Annotated in this window: 12 protein-coding genes and 2 tRNA genes; 9 read left to right on the top strand and 5 right to left on the bottom strand. The window is 47.2% G+C overall.

Annotated elements, in window-relative coordinates; all coding sequences use genetic code 11:
- Positions 1-186: 186 nt before the first annotated feature.
- The 9 genes from DWW90_RS08370 (at position 187) to DWW90_RS08330 (ending at position 10992) form a co-directional block, all read left to right on the top strand.
- Positions 187-1203 (top strand): alpha/beta hydrolase, encoded by a 1017-nt coding sequence (locus DWW90_RS08370; protein ID WP_233547688.1) that lies wholly within the window; start codon positions 187-189, stop codon positions 1201-1203.
- 12 nt (positions 1204-1215) lie between these two features.
- Entirely contained in the window at positions 1216-2694 is a 1479-nt protein-coding gene (locus tag DWW90_RS08365; RefSeq protein ID WP_122344650.1) for an aldo/keto reductase, read from the top strand.
- Between the two features lie 15 nt (positions 2695-2709).
- Positions 2710-3771, top strand: a complete 1062-nt coding sequence (locus DWW90_RS08360) for an alpha/beta hydrolase (RefSeq protein WP_122344649.1) — start codon at positions 2710-2712, stop codon at positions 3769-3771.
- 198 nt (positions 3772-3969) lie between these two features.
- Complete coding sequence (locus DWW90_RS08355) at positions 3970-4668, top strand: flavodoxin family protein (RefSeq protein WP_122344648.1); 699 nt, start codon at positions 3970-3972, stop codon at positions 4666-4668.
- Between the two features lie 21 nt (positions 4669-4689).
- Positions 4690-5277: a cyclophilin-like fold protein gene (locus DWW90_RS08350; protein ID WP_122344647.1), complete on the top strand. Its 588-nt coding sequence runs from the start codon at positions 4690-4692 to the stop codon at positions 5275-5277.
- A 20-nt stretch (positions 5278-5297) separates the two neighbouring features.
- On the top strand, positions 5298-6164 hold the full coding sequence (locus tag DWW90_RS08345) for a DUF3737 family protein (protein WP_122344646.1): 867 nt from the start codon (positions 5298-5300) through the stop codon (positions 6162-6164).
- A 9-nt stretch (positions 6165-6173) separates the two neighbouring features.
- Complete coding sequence (locus tag DWW90_RS08340; protein ID WP_122344645.1) at positions 6174-7340, top strand: MalY/PatB family protein; 1167 nt, start codon at positions 6174-6176, stop codon at positions 7338-7340.
- 30 nt (positions 7341-7370) lie between these two features.
- The gene (locus DWW90_RS08335; RefSeq protein WP_122344644.1) at positions 7371-9680 is read left to right on the top strand and encodes an ATP-binding protein; all 2310 of its coding nucleotides are present in this window, start codon (positions 7371-7373) and stop codon (positions 9678-9680) included.
- A complete protein-coding gene (locus DWW90_RS08330; protein ID WP_122344643.1) occupies positions 9673-10992 on the top strand; it encodes a sigma-54 dependent transcriptional regulator in 1320 nt (439 codons plus the stop codon). Before DWW90_RS08335 ends, DWW90_RS08330 begins: the two co-directional genes overlap by 8 nt.
- 200 nt (positions 10993-11192) lie before the next feature.
- Here DWW90_RS08330 and DWW90_RS08325 read toward each other — a convergent pair whose 3' ends face one another.
- The 5 genes from DWW90_RS08325 to DWW90_RS08305 all read right to left on the bottom strand — a co-directional run bounded on the left by DWW90_RS08325 (position 11193) and on the right by DWW90_RS08305 (position 15379).
- Entirely contained in the window at positions 11193-12239 is a 1047-nt protein-coding gene (locus tag DWW90_RS08325; protein WP_233547680.1) for a site-specific integrase, read from the bottom strand.
- A gap of 326 nt (positions 12240-12565) precedes the next feature.
- Positions 12566-12639 (bottom strand) — tRNA-Asp (locus DWW90_RS08320).
- 17 nt (positions 12640-12656) lie between these two features.
- A tRNA-Asp gene (locus tag DWW90_RS08315) sits at positions 12657-12730 on the bottom strand.
- Positions 12731-12935: 205 nt separating this feature from the next.
- The gene (locus DWW90_RS08310; RefSeq protein ID WP_122332808.1) at positions 12936-14180 is read right to left on the bottom strand and encodes an ABC transporter permease; all 1245 of its coding nucleotides are present in this window, start codon (positions 14178-14180) and stop codon (positions 12936-12938) included.
- A complete protein-coding gene (locus DWW90_RS08305; RefSeq protein WP_115499588.1) occupies positions 14180-15379 on the bottom strand; it encodes a pyridoxal phosphate-dependent aminotransferase in 1200 nt (399 codons plus the stop codon). The genes DWW90_RS08310 and DWW90_RS08305 overlap by 1 nt, the downstream gene beginning before the upstream one ends.
- Between the last annotated feature and the right edge of the window lie 135 nt (positions 15380-15514).

The following is a 15514-nucleotide window of genomic DNA, read 5'->3' as shown; positions in this document are numbered from 1 at the left end:
ATTATCAAAGTCTGTAATCGGGGTTATACAATCCGTAATTCATCTACCGGCTTTCTCTGTAATCCGCTGTAATTTTGCACAGTGAAAAGAAAACAAGAAACGATAAACATTAAAATCACAGCGATTATGAAACGAATAACAATTTTAACAGCCGCCTTCCTCTGTCTCTTCGGTCTGACAGAGAGTATGGCACAGGACAATCAAAGTAGCAGAAATATGGAACAGTTGAATTTGACACAGGAATGGGACAAGACATTCCCAAAGAGCGAGAAGGTGAACCACAGTAAAGTAACTTTTGTAAACCGTTACGGCATCACGCTGGCGGCTGATATGTACGTACCGAAGAATGCTACCGGGAAATTGGCCGCTATAGCGGTCTGTGGTCCTTTCGGTGCGGTCAAGGAACAGTCCTCCGGACTCTATGCCCAGCAGATGGCTGAACGAGGCTTTCTGACAATCGCCTTCGACCCTTCATTTACCGGAGAAAGCGGTGGCACACCACGTTACATGACTTCGCCCGATATCAATACCGAAGATTTCAGTGCTGCTGTTGATTATCTGGTCAACCGCTCTGATGTGGATTCAGAAAAAGTCGGTATTATTGGTATTTGCGGTTGGGGTGGCCTTGCAATCAACGCCGCAGCATCCGATCCGCGTATCAAAGCGACAGTCGCATCCACAATGTACGATATGAGCCGGGTCTCTGCCAATGGTTATTTCGATACCGATGACAGTGCTGAAGCTCGCAATGCTCTTCGTAAAACTCTTGCTGCACAGCGCACTGAAGACTATCGGACAGGAACTCCAAAACTTGGCGGTGGGGTTCCCGATGTTTTACCTGAAGATGCGCCAAAATTCATCCGCGACTATTTCGATTATTATAAGACACCGAGAGGATACCATAAACGTTCGCTCAACTCTAATGGCGGTCGCAATGCCACATCACCAATCCCATGGATTAACTTCCCACTCATGAGCCGTGCAGGTGAGATAGAGAATGCTGTCATAATTATTCACGGAGAAAAGGCACACTCATTCTATTTCGGCAGTGATGCTTATAAAAAACTGACCGTTGTACCAGGAAAAGAGAACAATAAGCTGTTTATGGTTATTCCCGGCGCGAGTCATACCGACTTGTATGACCAACTCGACATTATCCCATTCAGTCATATTCAGAAATTCTTTAATGAAAATCTGAAATAATCCATTAGGTTTATGAAGATGTGGCTATTATCTGTACTGCTGCCTGGATTGATGTTAACAGCCAATGCCTGCAGCCCTGCTGACGAACCGATAAAAACGGAAGAGCCTACACCTATACCCGACCCGGAACCCGAACCAAATCCTGACCCGCAACCTTCTGGAGGCCGTGCCTTGGTGGTCTATTTCTCCTGCACGAACACAACCAAAGGCATCGCCGAGCGGATTGTCGAGGCGACTGATGCGGTGATCTGGCGTATTGAACCCGAAGTGGCTTACACGTCTGAGGACTTGAATTACAACAATTCTTCATCCCGTGCCAACCGCGAACAGAACGACCCGGCGGCACGTCCCGCCATCAAAGGGAAATGCGAGAACCTTGCCGATTATGATGTGGTTTTCCTCGGTTATCCCATCTGGTGGAGCAAAGCCCCGAAAGTCATTTTTTCCTTTCTTGAAAGCCATGACCTTACGGGCAAGACCATCGTTCCGTTCTGCACCTCGCATTCCAGCGGTATCGGTTCGAGCGATAGCGACCTGCACCGTCTGGCAGCCGGAGCCGTCTGGCAACCGGGGCGGCGGTTCAGCGGCAACGAATCAAAAGAAACAATTGAAGACTGGATTGAAAGTATGAACCTGAATTTTAATAATACGAATACTGGGGTATTTGACCTCTCGACAGGAACGAACGGAAACGCCCCGACAGTGAAATTAAGCAGCGGCTACGATATGCCTATTCTCGGATTGGGTACTTACAGCCTGCACGGAGCCACCTGTATCAATTCTGTAAAATCCGCACTTGCTGCCGGTTTCCGCAAAATAGATACGGCATCAATCTATGGCAATGAAGAGGAAGTGGGACAAGGCGTTCGTGAGTCAGGCGTGCCACGTGAAGAGATTTTTGTGACAACAAAACTCTACCCCAACCAATTTTCCAATCCGGAAGCTGCCATCGAGGAGTGCTTGCGCAAACTCGACATCGGGTATATTGACCTTATGCTACTACATCATCCCGGCACGAACGATGTGAAGGCATACAAAGCGATGGAAAAATATGTGGCGGCAGGCAAAATCCGGTCAATAGGTGTTTCGTGTTACTATGTCAAAGAGATTGACGAATTTTTGCCGAATGTGGACATCAAACCTGTATTAGTGCAAAACGAAATTCATCCGTATTATCAGGACACAGAAGTGGTAAAGCATCTGCATGACCTCGGCATTGTAGTGGAGGCATGGTATCCGCTTGGCGGTCGCGGACACCAAAAAGAACTTTTGAGCGACCCCGTGTTGTCCGAAATCGCTGCCAGCCATAACAAATCAGTAGTACAGGTTATTTTACGTTGGGACTTGCAACGCGGTGTGGTTGCCATTCCCGGTTCGAGCAATCCTGACCATATCAAGGAAAACATTTCAATTTTCGATTTCTCGTTAACTGATGATGAAATGGTGCGAATCGCCGCACTTAACCGGAACGAGAAACATGACTGGTATTAACAACTATTATTTATTATGAAACGAATAACAATTTTAACAGCCGCCTTCCTCTGTCTCTTCGGTCTGACAGAGAGTATGGCACAGGAAAACCAAAGTAGCAGAAATATGGAACAGTTGAATTTGACACAGGAATGGGACAAAACATTCCCGAAGAATGACAAGGTGAACCACAGCAAGGTGACTTTTGTCAACCGTTACGGCATCACGCTCGCCGCCGACTTGTATGTACCGAAAACTAACGCTGAGGGGAAACTGCCTGCCATCGCTGTCAGCGGTCCGTTCGGGGCTGTAAAGGAACAGTCATCAGGACTTTATGCCCAGACTCTTGCCGAACGGGGATTCCTTACGATTGCTTTCGACCCATCGTTCACCGGAGAAAGCGGTGGTCAACCTCGCAGCGTGGCTTCGCCGGACATCAACACCGAAGATTTCTCGGCGGCGGTGGATTACCTTGCGACACGGCCGGACGTGGATGCCGAACGTATCGGCATAGTAGGTATTTGCGGCTGGGGCGGATTTGCCATCAATGCGGCTGCCAACGACACACGTATCAAGGCAACGGTGGCTTCCACCATGTATGACATCAGCCGCTGTTCGGCAAACGGTTATTTCGATGCTGCCAACAATGCGGATGCACGCTATAAGATGCGTCAGGAACTCAACGCCCAGCGCACGGAAGACTACCGTACCGGTACATATCCCCGCACCGTGATGAACCCGGAACCTGCCGATGACGCGCCGCAGTTCATGAAAGATTATTACGACTATTACAAGACCGAGCGAGGCTATCATCCCCGTTCCATCAACTCCGGCTTAGGTTGGAACAAGACCTCCAATCTTGCATTTCTCAATGCGCCTATCCTTGCTTATGCCGATGAAATCCGCAGTGCCGTATTGGTGGTTCATGGCGAGAAGGCGCATTCCCGCTACATGGGCGAGGACGCTTTCAAAAAGCTGAAAGGTGACAACAAGCAACTGCTCATCGTTCCCGGTGCCGTGCATACGGATTTATACGACCGGACGGATATTATACCGTTCGACAAGATAGAGGAGTTCTTCAAAGAATACTTGAAATAGAAGTAATACATCAATATAAAACCGAAATAAAAGTGATAGCATCTGCCGCCATCATTGGAGGGGCAGGTGCTTTTTTATTCAATCTGTAATTGGGGTTATCTTCTCCGTAATTCATCTACCGTGTGTCTCGTAGTTTCAACGTAACTTTGCATTGTGGAAATCAGAAGAATAACAATATGAAAAAAAGAATTATAGAATATGGAAAGAAGAACTTTTTTGAGAAACAGCCTGCTTACGGCTGGCGGTGTATTACTCGGAGGGTCGGCTATTTTCCGTTTTATGAAAGATAGCAAGCAGGAGGAAGACCCCCCTCGTCCCGCGACAATAGAAAAAATATGCCAAGGGAACGGCAAGAATGTGCTTGTACTGATGAGCGCAGGCACGCGACAGGGCAATACAGACCGTCTGACCGATGCTTATATCAAGGGACTTTCCGAGAAAGGACACACTGTGACCAAAGTATATCTGGGTAGTATGCGTATGGCGGGATGCCGGGGATGCGGGGCTTGCCAGCGTAATGGGAACCGTTGCGCCGTGCAAGACGATATGCAACAGATTTACCCGCTTTTTGCAGCATGTGATACGCTTGTAATGGCCTCACCAATCTATTTCTGGACAATCACGGCAAGACTGAAATCTTTTATTGAACGTCTATATGCCATTTCTGTCGAGGATAAATATCCTGAGAAAGAAACCGTGCTGCTTATGACAGCGGGAGACAACAACGAACATACTTTCGACCAGGCTTTGAATTATTTCCATATCATCAGTGGTGTTTTGGGAGGGAAAGAGACCGGTACTTATTTGGCAGGCGGTTGTACGGGATGTGAGAATATAGCCCGTCAAATAGCCCCTGAGCATCTTGAAAAAGCCTATAAAATGGGATTGGTATTATAACAGTTAAATAATGAATGAACAATGAACAGGTATTTGATTATAATCACTTTAGCACTTGTGACCGCAACATCCGTATTGACAGCGTGCAGCCCGGATGACGATCCTATAATAGAGACTCCTGTCACACCGGTTCCGGATCCCGAAGAGCCGGGAGATAATGACAATACCGGAAACGGGAGTGACAATACAGGGAGTGGTGATAACGAAAATAATGGAGAAGACAACGAAAATAATGGAGGAGACAACGAAATGAACAGAAATATCACAGTCCGTGTAGGCGACCGCAGTTTTACCGCCACACTTGAGGACAATGCCACGGCACGCGCTTTTTCCGCATTGCTGCCTATGACGGTAACAATGAACGAGATGAACGGCAATGAAAAATACCATTATCTGTCAGAGAATCTGCCTACGGACAGCTATCGGCCGGGAACAATCCACAATGGCGACCTGATGCTTTATGGTTCCAGTTGTGTCGTCCTATTCTATGAATCATTCTCATCATCTTACAGCTACACCCGTATAGGCAGGATTGACAATCCGTCAGGATTGGCTTCAGCTCTTGGAAGAGGAAATGTAGCCGTTACATTCGAACGCACTAATAATTGAAAATTAAAACAATACATTAAATGAAACTTATTAAAGATACAGAATTCGGGGGAGAACGCCCCTTGTTTGAATCCCATGACCTTCGTCTGGAGAATGTGATTATCCGTGCCGGAGAATTGGCCATCAAAGAATGTAGCAATATCGAAGCGGTAAATTGTCGCTTTGAAGGGAACTATCCCTTTTGGCATGTACGCGGGTTCAAAATCGACCGTTGTTATTTCGATGTCGGAGGACGTTCGGCGTTGTGGTATTCCGACCACCTGAAGATGACCGACACGATTATCGACGCGCCGAAGATGTTCCGTGAAATGGATGAAATAGACATTGAGAATGTAACGATGAACGATGCCGATGAAGTGTTTTGGCGCTGCAATGGCATCCGCATCAAGAATCTCAAACTACATGGCGGCACCTATCCATTCATGTTCAGCAACAACATTTATGTGGACGGACTGGAGAGCGACAGCAAATATGTGTTCCAATACGTGAAGAACGTGGAAATCCACCATGCCAAAATTACAACGAAGGACGCTTTCTGGGAGGTGGAAAATGTAACGATTTACGACTCCGAGCTTAACGGAGAGTACCTCGGCTGGCACTCGAAGAACCTGCGTCTGGTTAATTGCCATATCACCGGTGAACAGCCGCTCTGCTATGCACATGACCTTATTCTTGAAAACTGCACTTTTGGACCGGATTGCGACCGTGCATTTGAGTACAGCACGTTGCAGGCCGATATTCGGGGAGCTATTACGAACATTAAGAATCCGACATCGGGACGTATCATTGCCGACGAGTACGGCTCCATCACCATAGACGAGAATATCAAGGCTCCTGCCGATTGTGAAATCCGTCTTCGGGACGAACGCACCTGTTTCACTGATTAAAACGAAGATATGAAGTACGACTTCGATGAACAAATTTCGCGGCGTGGCTCCGATTCCTACAAATGGGACAGTGCCGGAAACGAGAATGTATTGCCGATGTGGGTGGCTGATATGGATTTCCGTACAGCCCCCGCTATCGTTGATGCCCTGCGCCAACGTGTGGAACACGGAATCTTCGGTTATACCCGTGTCCCCGACAGCTATTATGAGTCTGTTATTGGTTGGTTCGCACGCCGTCACGGTTGGACGATTGACCGTGAATGGATGATTTATACCTCCGGTGTAGTCCCTGCCATTTCTGCCGTTATCAAGGCTTTGACCGTGCCGGGTGACAAGGTGCTGGTGCAGACTCCCGTCTATAACTGTTTCTTTTCGTCCATCCGCAACAACGGGTGTGAAATGTTGTCGTCACCGTTGGTCTTTTCCGGCAATACTTTTACTGTTGACTACGAAGACTTGGAGTGCAAGGCGGCTGATCCGAAAGTGAAATTGATGCTTCTGTGTAATCCTCACAATCCTGCCGGAAGAGTTTGGAAGCGTGAGGAACTGGTGCGTATAGGCGAGATTTGTATCCGTCACAATATTCTTGTCGTTTCGGATGAAATACATTGTGAACTGGTTTTCCCGGAACATCGTTACACACCGTTTGCCTCCATATCGGAAGATTTTTTAAGGCATTCCGTCACCTGTATATCCCCAAGCAAGGCGTTCAATATCGCTGGTTTGCAGATTGCGAACATTGTATGCGCCGATGCCGACCGCCGTGTGAAAATAGACCGTGCCATCAACGACAATGAGGTCTGCGATGTCAATCCGTTTGGAGTAATCGCAACCCGGGCTGCTTACAACGAGGGGGAAGAGTGGCTGAACCAACTCATTGAATACCTGCACGCCAATTATATCTATATGCGAGAGTTCTGTCGTGAGCATCTGCCTGAATTTCCTGTCACGGTATTGGAGGGGACCTATCTCGTCTGGATGGATTGTCGTAAACTTGGCATATCTTCGGAAGAACTTGAACGAAGATTGATAATCGAAGCCGGATTGTGGCTCAATGCCGGAACAATGTACGGTGCAGAGGGTGAAGGGTTCATGCGTTGGAATATCGCCTGTCCACGTAATACGCTGATAGAAGGCTTGGAATGTTTTGCCAGTTTTGTAAAAGCTCTTTACTAATTATATAATGCAATAATTAAAAGAATATAAATGATATCTATTCGGAAAATTATCGCTTCCGGTTATTTGCTGATTACCTTGCTAATAGTGTGTATAGCTTATACATGGCATAAAGAATGGCAGGATGTCGAAAGGCTGGAAGCACAAAACCGACAGATAGACGATTTCAGGAAAGAAATAAACGAAGTCCACATCCAACTGATAGAGTTTTCCCTATTGGGTGAAACCATATTGGATTGGGAGGAGAATAATCTGGAACATTACCATACCCGGCGTATGGCGATGGACAGTATGCTGTGCCGTTTCAAAGCGTTTTATCCGACAGGGCGCATAGACAGCGTGCGCCATCTTCTCGAAGACAAGGAACAGCAGATGCGCGGCATCGTCAAACTGCTCGATGAACAGCAGGCCCTCAATGAGAAGATGGCACGGCAAGTACCCGTTATCGTACAGAAAAGTGTGCAGGAACAACCCAAGAAACCAAAGCGGAAAGGATTTCTCGGTATTTTCGGCAAAAAGGAAAAGCCGGAACCTACCACAACCACCACGATGCTCCGCTCCCTCAACCGGAACATGATAGCCGAACAACGGGTGCAAAGCCGCCGTCTGTCAGAGCTCGCCGACAGTCTTGCGGCACGGAACGCGGAACTAAACCGACAGTTGCAGGGCTTGATCCGCCAGATGGATGAGAAGGTGCAGACCGATCTGCAGGAACGGGAAGCCGGGATAGCGACCATGCGCGAACAGTCATTCATGCAAATCGGTGGTCTGACTGCTATTGTCCTTTTGCTGCTGGTCATTTCCTATATCATCATACACCGGAATACCAACCGCATCAAACGGTACAAACGGGAAACGGCAGACTTAATCGGACGGTTGCAACAATCGGTAGAGAAGAACGAGGCATTGATTCTCTCCCGAAAAAAAGCCGTCCATACCATCACCCATGAACTTCGTACACCGCTGACAGCAATAACAGGCTATGCCGGACTGATGGACAAAGAACATGATGCGGATAAAACCGGGATATATATCCAGAACATACGGCAATCCTCCGACCGTATGCGCCGGATGCTCAACATGCTGCTGGATTTCTTCCGTCTGGACAACGGCAAGGAACAGCCCAACGTTTCCCCATGCAGGATTTCCAATATCGCACACATTCTTGAAACAGAGTTCATGCCCATTGCCATGAACAAGGGATTGTCCCTTACCGTGGACAACAACGTGGAAGCGGTTGTCCTGACCGATAAGGAACGTATCCTGCAAATAGGCAACAACCTTCTTTCAAATGCCATCAAGTTCACGGAGAACGGCGGTGTATCCTTGACAATGGATTACGAGAACGGTGTGCTGAAACTTGTCGTCGAAGATACGGGTACGGGCATGACCGAAGAGGAACGGCAACGGGTGTTCGGTGCGTTTGAACGCCTTTCAAATGCTGCCACGAAAGACGGCTTCGGATTGGGCTTATCCATCGTGCAGCGCATTGTGGCGATGCTCGGCGGTACAATCCGGTTGGAAAGCGAGAAAGGCAAAGGAAGCCGTTTCACGGTGGAAATCCCCATGAAGACAGCCGAAGAACTGCCAGAACAGATAAGTCAATCCCTAATACGCCCTAACCATGCCTGCCACGATGTGATTGCCATCGACAATGACGAGGTACTGCTACTGATGTTGAAAGAGATGTATGCCCATGAGGGTATGCACTGCGACACCTGCACCAATGTCGCGGAACTGATGGAGATGATACGGAACAAGGAATACAATTTACTCCTGACGGATTTGAATATGCCTGAGATAAACGGTTTTGAACTGCTGGAGCTGCTACGCTCGTCCAATGTGGGCAATTCAAAGAGCATCCCGGTTGTCGTGACAACCGCATCGGGCAGTTGCAGCAAGGAGGAACTGATGGAACGGGGATTTGCCGGATGCCTGTTCAAACCGTTCTCCATGTCCGAACTGATGGAAGTCACCGACAACTATGCCACAAAAGAAAAACAAGACGGGAAACCGGACTTTTCCACTTTATTGTCATACGGCAATGAAACCATCATGCTGGAAAAGCTGATAACAGAAACCGAAAAGGAAATGCAGGCGGTCAAAGATGCGGAAGAAAAGCAAGACCTCCAAGAATTGGATGCGCTGACACACCACCTGCGGAGTTCATGGCAGATACTCCGTGCCGACCAACCGTTGAGAGAACTTTACACACTGCTTCATGCCGGGGGTACGCCCGATTGGGAAGCGATAAACCAGACCGTGGCTACCGTACTGGACAAAGGCGCGGAAATCATCCGGCTGGCAAAAGAAGAAAGGAGAAAATACGAAAATGGATAAGACAAGAATCATAGTGGTGGACGACAATCTGGTGTATTGTCAGTTGGTCTGCAACCTGCTGGAACGGGAAGGCTTCAGTACCGTACAGGCTTACCACCTTTCGGGAGCGAGGAAACTGTTGCAACAGGCGACAGAAGATGACATAGTGGTTTCAGACCTGCGTCTGCCGGACGGTGACGGCATCGACCTCTTGCGATGGATGCGCAAGGAAGGCATGATGCAGCCGTTCATCATCATGACCGATTATGCCGCAGTGCATACGGCTGTGGAAAGCATCAGACTCGGCTCGTTGGACTATATACCCAAGCAACAGTTAGAGGTCAAACTTATTCCGTTGCTTCACGATATTCTGAAGGAAATGCGTATAGGAAGAAGGCGTATGCCCGTGTTTTCCCGTAACGGTTCGGCATTCCAAACCATCATGAAACGGATAAGGCAGGTTGCTTCCACCAATATGAGCGTGTTGATATTAGGCGAGAACGGGACGGGTAAGGAACATATCGCGCACCATCTGCACGAAAAGAGCAAACGGGCGGGAAAACCGTTCGTGGCGGTGGACTGCGGTTCCCTTTCCAAAGAACTTGCACCTTCGGCATTCTTCGGACACGTGAAAGGAGCGTTCACGGGTGCGGACAGTGCTAAGAAGGGCTATTTCCACGAGGCGGAAGGCGGCACGTTGTTTCTGGACGAGGTGGGCAACCTCGCAATGGAAACCCAGCAGATGCTGCTCCGCGCCATACAGGAACGGAAATACCGCCCGATAGGAGATAAGGCAGACAGGAACTTCAACGTCCGTATCATCGCCGCCACCAACGAGGATTTGGAGCAGGCAGTCATTGAAAAGCGTTTCCGTCAGGATTTGTTCCACCGGCTGCACGACTACGAGATAACCGTCCCGCCGTTGCGTAACTGTCAGGAGGACATCATGCCGCTGGCGGAGTTTTTCCGTGAGATAGCCAACAATGAACTGGAATGTAGCGTGACAGGCTTTGATGCGGAAGCCCGTAAGAGATTGCTGACCCATGCGTGGCCGGGCAATGTGCGTGAGCTTCGGCAGAAAATCATGGCTGCGGTGTTGGAGGCACAGACGGGGCTTGTCACGAAAGAGCATCTGGAACTTGCCGTGACGAAGCCTAACTCACCCGTCAGTTTCGCCCTGCGCAACGATGTGGAAGAACGGGAACGGATTTTACGGGCGTTGAAGCAGGCAAACGGGAACCGCAAGGTTGCCGCCGAACTGCTCGGAATAGGACGTACAACGCTGTATAAGAAGTTGGAAGAATATGATTTGAGGTATAAATTTCAAGAATAGTTGTCAGTGGCTCATTTGTATCTGTTGGAGGTCAAATCGAATATAAATAGAAATTATATTCGCTATGCCGCATTTTGCTCAATATAAAGACTTCTGTTTCAAAAAATAATATTACCTTTACACTTGAAATCAGCGTTCTTTTGATTTGATGCAGAACAAGGCAGAATATAGAGCTTCGCTCGTTTCCAAATCGTTACCTGTCAAGAAACGAATCTTTGCAAACTATTCTGTTTCAGCGATAAAGACAATTCAATATGTCTTCTTTGGTGAACCGTCAAGCGTTTGTTAATCCGGCACAATACGGCAATCTCTTTCAAGTACTCATTCATTTTCTGGTTGGAAGGCACCGGCAGACAAGGACCATCCGGGTTTTCGGGATCCCATCCTTTATACTTTTCAAGAATGGCTACTGCCGGAGCAAGCAAAGGCACATTGCTTGTACACGTTTCCTTGGCAGCCGTTATTTTAACTCTGGATTTGTGTATCCACAACTGCCCCTCGTTGTCGCGGCACAAGTGTACAGGTAATAAAGTGGTTACATCAATGTATGACATGCCGGTCAGGCAGCAGAAGAGGAAGAAATCCTTTACATGCTCCAGACGGGTAGTTGAAAAATCCTTTGAGATAATACGCTGCAATTCCTCCAATGTCAGGAAAGTCGGGCAGGTTTCCTCCTTTCGGAACAGCCTCTTGCGTTTGCCGACAAACGGATCGAACGTCAGCCACCCATTATCCCTGGCTATTCCTATTATTTTTCTGAAACAGCTCATATATTTAGTAAGCGTATTTTGGGATAATTTTCTGACTATCCGTAAATGCATCTCGAAAGCATCAATGAATTCACCGTTCAGTTCATTAAAAACGATGTCCTCTTTCTTATAGAATTCATTGATTACACTTTCCAAAGATTCGTAACAGTTCCCGTAACGGGAAAGGGTGGACTTTTGATATTCTCTGCCGATTAAAGCAGTCCAATCCTCCATGCATTTCTTCATCGTACCTAAAACCGTACGGCGTTCCTCTTTGGAAAACAGTTTAATCAGAAGATGTTTGGGGGTTATCAAAGCCTCCTGGCATAACAGCTCTTTATGTATCCGGTATAACCGAACTGTCAATGACTCAATATAACTGTTCAATTCCACCGATGCGCGGTCTTTTCCTTTGCTGCAACCCTTTTGATTGTTCCACAGCTTGACCGGTACTGAACGCTGGATACGGATTTCATCCTGCTGCCCGCTGATTGTCACACGAAGAAAAATCGGTGCTTCACCATTTTTCAATAACTTGCTCTACGAATGAAGAACAAAACTTTCATCGAATCCTGTTTCATATCACACTTTCTTTTACATTGTAAAATTAATGAATAGGGAACAGGTAAATCCTACGCAAAAACATGAGAATCAATGAAATATCATACAATTCAGGGGCTTTTCCTTGCAACCCTAAAAAGGACCCTCAATTTGCACTTTACATACTTCGCATAAGTGCGATATTCTGCCAGGTAAAAACAATAAAAAAAAGCTCTAATTCTGTTGAGAATCAGAGCTTTTCCTAATTTTGTTTTCTAAAGAAGCGGTGCGTACGGGACTCGAACCCGTGACCCCATGCGTGACAGGCATGTATTCTAACCAACTGAACTAACGCACCAAAATGTTTATTTTGAGCGGTCCGGACGGGACTCGAACCCGCGACCCCATGCGTGACAGGCATGTATTCTAACCAACTGAACTACCGAACCATTATTTCTTTTTTCACCGCCATTCCTCTGAATTGCGATGCAAAAGTAGGTGGTTTATTTGAATTATGCAAGAGTTGCCGGCATATATTTTTCATCATTTTTCAATCATCACTGATAATAAACCTTTTATCTCCGTACTTTTTTCATCTGTCACAGACAGCAGTCCTCGTTTTTCCACCGCCAGGCGACCAAAGCCATAAATAAATCATTCAAACCGTATGCTTTTTGCCGGCTCGATACGGGTTATCAGGTAGGAAGGCCCTAACAGCATCAACATGGAGGCAGCCAGCGTACCGACATTCAGCAGGACAAGAGACAATACCGTCAAATCAATAGGCACCGCATCCAGATAATAGATGGACGGATCCAGTTTCACAACATGGAAAAAAGATTGGATCAGGCAAAGCGCAATTCCAATCACATTCCCCCAAATCATTCCCTTGCCGATCAGGAAAAAGGAGATATAAAGAAATATCTTGCGAATGCTGGTATTGCATTCTCCCAATGCTTTCAGGATACCGATCATATTGGTACGTTCGAGGATAATGATCAAAAGCCCGGAAATCATCGTAAACCCGGCAACAGCAAGGATCAGAACAAGAATCACGACTACGTTAATATCCTGCACATCCAGCCAGTCAAATATCATCGGATTCATTTCCTTGACGGAGCGAGTATAATAACTATTGCCGTTCCGGTCCTGTTTCTCTGCGATATCGAAATACAAATCTTCTGCTATCTGATCCAGATGGTCATAATTATCCACCTGAAGCTCCAGACCGCTTACCTCATCTGCATCCCAATCGTTCAGGCGACGGGTTTGGCGAATATCAGCCATTACAAATATCTTGTCGTAATCAACAAAACCTGTTTCATAAGTACCTGTGATATGGAATTTGCGGGGACGGATATTTTCACCCACGAAATAAGTCAGGAACGAATCGCCGACTTTCAATCCGAGCATATTAGCCAGATAACGGGAAATCAGCACATCGGTAGAGGTCTTATCCTTATCAAAAACAGGAATCTCTCCCTCTTTCAGATTATTACGAAAGAAGGTCCAGTCGTAGTTCTCATCCACCCCTTTCAATACAATTCCCTGGAAATCGGTATCTGTTTTCAGAATGCCCGGTTTCGTAGCAAAGGCCTCCACATGCGTGATGCCGGGAAAGGATTTAAGATGATTGAGCAACGTATCGCTTACCGCAACAGGCGTCGATTCGTAGGATGTGTTATTATCGAAATTCGTGATCTGGATATGGGATCCGAAACCGATCACTTTGTTCCGGATCTCCTTTTTAAAACCAATGACTATAGCAACAGAAAGAATCATAACAGCTAACCCCAAAGCAATGCCGACCATAGCGATACGAACGACCGGAGGCGTAGCTTTCCGCTCCCCCTCCTTGCTGAAATAGATTCTTTTTGCTATAAATAGTTCTAAATTCATTACATAACTCTACCCGGATAAGCCTCCAGCGCCTTCTGAAGCACTACAAGCGCTTTTGCCAGGTCTTCTTTTTTCAGGACGTATGCGATACGGACTTCATTCTTTCCCAAGCCCGGAGTCGTGTAGAAACCGGAAGCCGGAGCCATCATGACAGTCTGACCTTCATATTCGAACTCACTCAGACACCAGGCACAGAATTTATCAGCATCATCCACCGGTAGCTTAGCAACGGTGTAGAATGCCCCCATCGGTATCGGCGAATAGCAACCGGGAATACGGTTCAGGCCGTCTATCAGGAATTTACGGCGTTCCACATATTCGTTATACACATCCAGCATATATTCTTCCGGCGTATCGAGCGAAGCCTCGGCAATGATCTGGCCGATCAAAGGAGGGCTCAGACGGGCCTGGCACCATTTCATAACATTTTCCTTCACCATCTGGTTCTTCGTGATCAGCGCTCCGATACGGATACCGCACTCACTGTAACGTTTCGATACGGAATCGACCAGCACGACATTATTCTCGATCCCTTTCAGGTGGAAGGCGGAAATGTAGGGCGCACCCGTATAGCAGAACTCACGGTAAACCTCATCGGAGAACAGGAACAGGTCATATTTCTTTACGATATCGCGAATCTGGTCCATCTCTTTCTGCGTGTACAAATAACCGGTCGGGTTATTCGGATTACAGATCAGGATTGCTTTCGTGCGCGGTGTGATCAGCTCTTCAAACTTCTCCACGGAAGGAAGGGCAAACCCTTCGTCGATCGTAGACGGTACCGTCTTGATCACGGCACCGCTCGAAATGGCAAACGCCATATAGTTGGCATAAGCCGGTTCCGGCACAATAATCTCGTCTCCCGGGTCCAGACAAGCCATAAAAGAGAAAAAGACAGCTTCCGATCCGCCGGTCGTGATGATGATGTCGTCAACATCCACAAGGATATTGAATTTCGCATAATATTTCACCAGCTTTTCACGGAAACTGCGGATACCCTCACTCGGAGAATACTCCAACACTTTACGGTCGATACGGCGCATCGCTTCCATCGCGACTTCGGGCGTAGGCAGATCGGGCTGGCCGATATTCAGATGATACACCTTAGTACCTTTAGCTTTAGCCTGATTGGCAAGCGGAACGAGCTTTCTGATAGGAGAAGCCGGCATGTTGACTCCTCGTTGTGAAATATTAGGCATTTCTTTCTTACAGTTTGTTTTTAAATGTGGCAAAGGTATGTATTTTAGTTGAAAGTTGAAAATTGAAAGTTGAAAGTTATTTTTGCTACCACTTTTTAACTTTCAATCCACCTCTTCCAACTTTCAATTCTCAAC

It is taken from the genome of Parabacteroides sp. AF17-28 (genome assembly GCF_003479205.1).
Lineage (GTDB): Bacteria > Bacteroidota > Bacteroidia > Bacteroidales > Tannerellaceae > Parabacteroides > Parabacteroides acidifaciens.
Note: the sequence above shows the minus strand (reverse complement) of the source record. Positions and strands in the feature narration are given on the sequence as shown.